Origin of the sequence: Rhizobium sp. PRIMUS64, from assembly GCF_023006465.1 — a bacterium.
Lineage (GTDB): Bacteria > Pseudomonadota > Alphaproteobacteria > Rhizobiales > Rhizobiaceae > Rhizobium > Rhizobium leguminosarum.
Window position 1 is genome coordinate 1 of the sequence record NZ_JALBGX010000253.1, and the last position, 3,340, is coordinate 3,340.

Annotated in this window: 4 protein-coding genes; 1 reads left to right on the forward strand and 3 read right to left on the reverse strand. The window is 62.5% G+C overall.

Annotated features, from left to right (window positions below; all coding sequences use genetic code 11):
* On the reverse strand, nt 1-425 hold a 425-nt coding region (locus MOV76_RS38630), incomplete at its 3' end, for a sigma-70 family RNA polymerase sigma factor (RefSeq protein ID WP_247266540.1).
* 111 nt (nt 426-536) lie between these two features.
* On the opposite strand from MOV76_RS38630, the gene MOV76_RS38635 reads away from it, so the two are divergent.
* A complete protein-coding gene (locus MOV76_RS38635) occupies nt 537-995 on the forward strand; it encodes a carboxymuconolactone decarboxylase family protein (protein WP_105009482.1) in 459 nt (152 codons plus the stop codon).
* 94 nt (nt 996-1,089) lie between these two features.
* Here the strand turns inward: MOV76_RS38635 and rhaI are convergent, their stop codons facing one another.
* A complete protein-coding gene (rhaI, locus tag MOV76_RS38640; protein WP_018448551.1) occupies nt 1,090-2,382 on the reverse strand; it encodes an L-rhamnose catabolism isomerase in 1,293 nt (430 codons plus the stop codon).
* Nucleotides 2,383-2,576: 194 nt separating this feature from the next.
* The coding region (locus MOV76_RS38645; RefSeq protein ID WP_247266541.1) for an SDR family oxidoreductase at nt 2,577-3,340 on the reverse strand (764 nt) is incomplete at its 5' end.

A 3,340-nucleotide genomic window follows, 5' to 3' on the forward strand; every position in this document is an offset into this window, starting at 1 on the left:
ATGATCGGCGCGATCTCGTCGAAGGGCAGGTCGAACATGTCGTGCAGCACGAAGGCGACGCGTTCGGCGGGCGCCAGCGTCTGCAGCACGACGAGCAGTGCCAGACCGACCGAATCGGCAAAGGCGGCTTCGCGCTCGGGATCCTCCGTAGGATCGGCGATCCCGCCATGGACGGGCACCTCCAGCGGTTCCTCGCGCCGGGTCTTGCGGGCGCGCAGCATGTCGAGGCAGATGCGCGCCACCACCGTCGTCAGCCAGCCGCCGAGATTGCCGACCCCTGTCGTATCCGTGCGGCTGAGCCGCAGCCAGGCCTCCTGAACGGCATCATCAGCCTCGCTGCGTGAGCCGAGCATGCGATAGGCTGCGGCCCTCAGATGCGCTCTGTTCGCCTCGAACTCATCGGCCAGCCATTTTTTCTCGTCCATTTGTCACATTCCTCCGCTGCGTTCCGTCAAAGCCATGACGAATGAAACCCGGCCGATGTGACAGCGCCGGCGGATCGTCGAACAACAGTAAACGCATCAAGGAGACATACCATGCAGGAGAGAATGGGAAACCCCGCCCTCGTCCTTCCCGCGGCCATGCAGGCGCTCAATGCGCTCAGCAAGGTGCCGGTCGAAACCGGCCTTTCGCCGAAGCTGCTCGAACTCGTCAACCTGCGCGCCAGCCAGATCAACGGCTGCAGCGTCTGTGTCGACGGTCATCCTCGTATTGCAAAGAAGCTCGGCGAAACCGACGAAAGGCTATTCGCCATCGGCGCCTGGCGCGACTCGCCCTATTTCAGCGACGCCGAACGCGCAGCCCTTGCGCTGACCGAGGCAGTCACCCGTGTCAGCGACCGCGCCGATCCGGTGCCTGATGATATTTGGGACGAAGCGACCCGGCATTATGACGGCAGGAGCCTTGCGGCACTCGTCATCGCCATCGCCAACATCAATGTCTGGAACCGGCTGAACATCGCCACCCGCCAGATCGCCGGGGCCTGGAAGCCGTAAACGGCGGGACGCCGGCAGCGCGTCACCCCTGCGCTGCCGGCAACCATTCATCCCTAATCAGCATGACTTCAGACCATGCGAAACAATCGGTCGTTCAGATGATGCCGCCGCCGCCGGCAGCGGATGCCGGGCGCTCGGCCGCCACTTGTCTGCGATAGCCGCTGGCGCGATAGACGGCGATCGGGTCGATCGCGCCGCCGGCCCTGCGTCGGGCTTCGGCGAGGATCGGCTCGACATCGGCGCGATAGGCGCGCTTCAACGTTTCCGATGCCATCAGCGCGTCGTTGTCGTCCTGGTAACCGGAGAGCGCCTTGCGGTCGACGAGCAGCGCCTGTGCATAGGCGCGGCGGATTTCGTTGGCGCTGTTGATCAGGCTTTCGATCGGGTCGGTGACATTGTGCGACTGATCGATCATATGGGCCGGGTTGAAGTCATTGACGCCGCGCTGCTCGGCATCGACCAGTTCGTTGAAGACGAGGAACAGCCGGTAGGGATCGATCGCGCCGGCGTCGAGATCGTCGTCGCCATACTTCGAATCGTTGAAGTGGAAACCGCCGAGCTTGCCGAACTGGATCAGGCGGGCGACGATCATCTCGATATTGGTGTTCGGCGCATGGTGACCGAGATCGACGAGGCAATAGGCCTTGGGGCCGAGCGTCTGGGCGATCAAGTAGTTGGTTCCCCAATCCTGCACGATGGTGGAATAGAAGGCCGGCTCGTACATCTTGTGCTCGGAGAACAGCTTCCAATCATCAGGCAGCGCCTTGTAGATGTCCGCCATCGAGGCGAGGTAACGCTCGAAAGCCTTGGTGAAATGGCTCTGGCCGGGGAAGTTCGAGCCGTCGCCGATCCAGACCGTCAGTGCCTTGGAGCCGAGCGCCTTGCCGGTTTCGATGCATTCGAGATTGTGCTCGACCGCTTGCGCCCGTGTTGCCGCATCGGTGTGGCTGAGCGAGCCGTATTTATAGGAATGGGCCTGGCCGGGCGCATCGGAAAAGGTGTTGGAATTCATCGCATCGAAGCCGAGGCCGAGCGCATCACCCTTGGCCTTCAACTCCCTGGCGTCGGCCTTGTCCCAGGGAATATGCAGCGAGACATTCGGCGTCGCCTGCGTCAGTTGGTTGATGACGGCGCAATCGTCGAGCTTGTCGAAGATGCCGCGCGGCTCGCCGGTGCCGGGGAAACGGGCAAAACGCGTGCCGCCGGTGCCGACGCCCCAAGAGGGAACGGCGACGAAGAATTCCGCAACCTTCCGGGTGACTGCTTCGATATCGACGCCGCGACGGGCAAGCGTCGCGCCCAGTGCCTCGTAATCGGCTTTCAGCGCTGTTGCCCGCTTGTCGTTATCCGTCGCAACCAGATCCTGCGCGATCCTGAATTCGGCCATTTCTTCCTCCCGATTGTTTCTTTCTTCCCTTCTCCCCAGCGGGGAGAAGGTGGCCCGAAGGGTCGGATGAGGGGGCGGCCGGGTAGGACATTAATGGTCCTTCGCTGCCCCGCCCAGAACACGCATCGCTTCGCTCTGCGTCCCCTCATCTGCCTGCCGGCATCTTCTCCCCGCCGGGGAGAAGAGCGACCCTCTTACCGCGTAAAACTCTGCACATTGCCGGCATCGACATTGATAATGTTGCCGGTCGATTTTGCCGAAAGGTCCGATGCGAGGAAATAGATCGCCTCGGCGATATCTTCCGGAAACACGTTGAGTTTCAGCATCGAACGCTTGCGGTAATGTTCCTCGAGATCGTCCACCTCGATCTTGGACGAGGCAGCGCGCTGCTCGCGCCATTCGCCGCTCCAGATCTTCGAGCCGCGCAGGACAGCATCCGGATTGACGGTGTTGACGCGGATGCCGGCATCCGCGCCTTCCAGCGCCAGGCAGCGAGCGAGATGGATTTCGGCAGCCTTTGCGGTGCAATAGGCAGATGCATTCGGCGAGGCGGCAAGACCATTCTTCGAAGCGACAAAGATAACGTTGCCGCCGAGCGCCTGACGGCGGTACAGGCGGAACGCTTCGCGCGAGACGAGGAAATAGCCGGTCGCCAGAATATCGATATTGCGGTTCCACGTCGACAGCTCGGTGGCTTCGATTGGCGCGGACGAGGCAATGCCGGCATTCGAGACGAGGATATCGATGCCGCCGAATTCAACGCAGGCTTCCGCGAAGGAGGCGATCACCGCATCTTCCTTGGTGACGTCAAGCCGAACGCTGCGCACGGCGTCAGCGCCATAACTCTTGACGAAATCGGCTTCGGTGCCCTCGAGTGCTGCCTGGTCGATATCGGCAAGCACCACACAGGCACCTTCGCCGACGAGGCGCGCGTCCGTCGCCCGGCCGATGCCGCCGG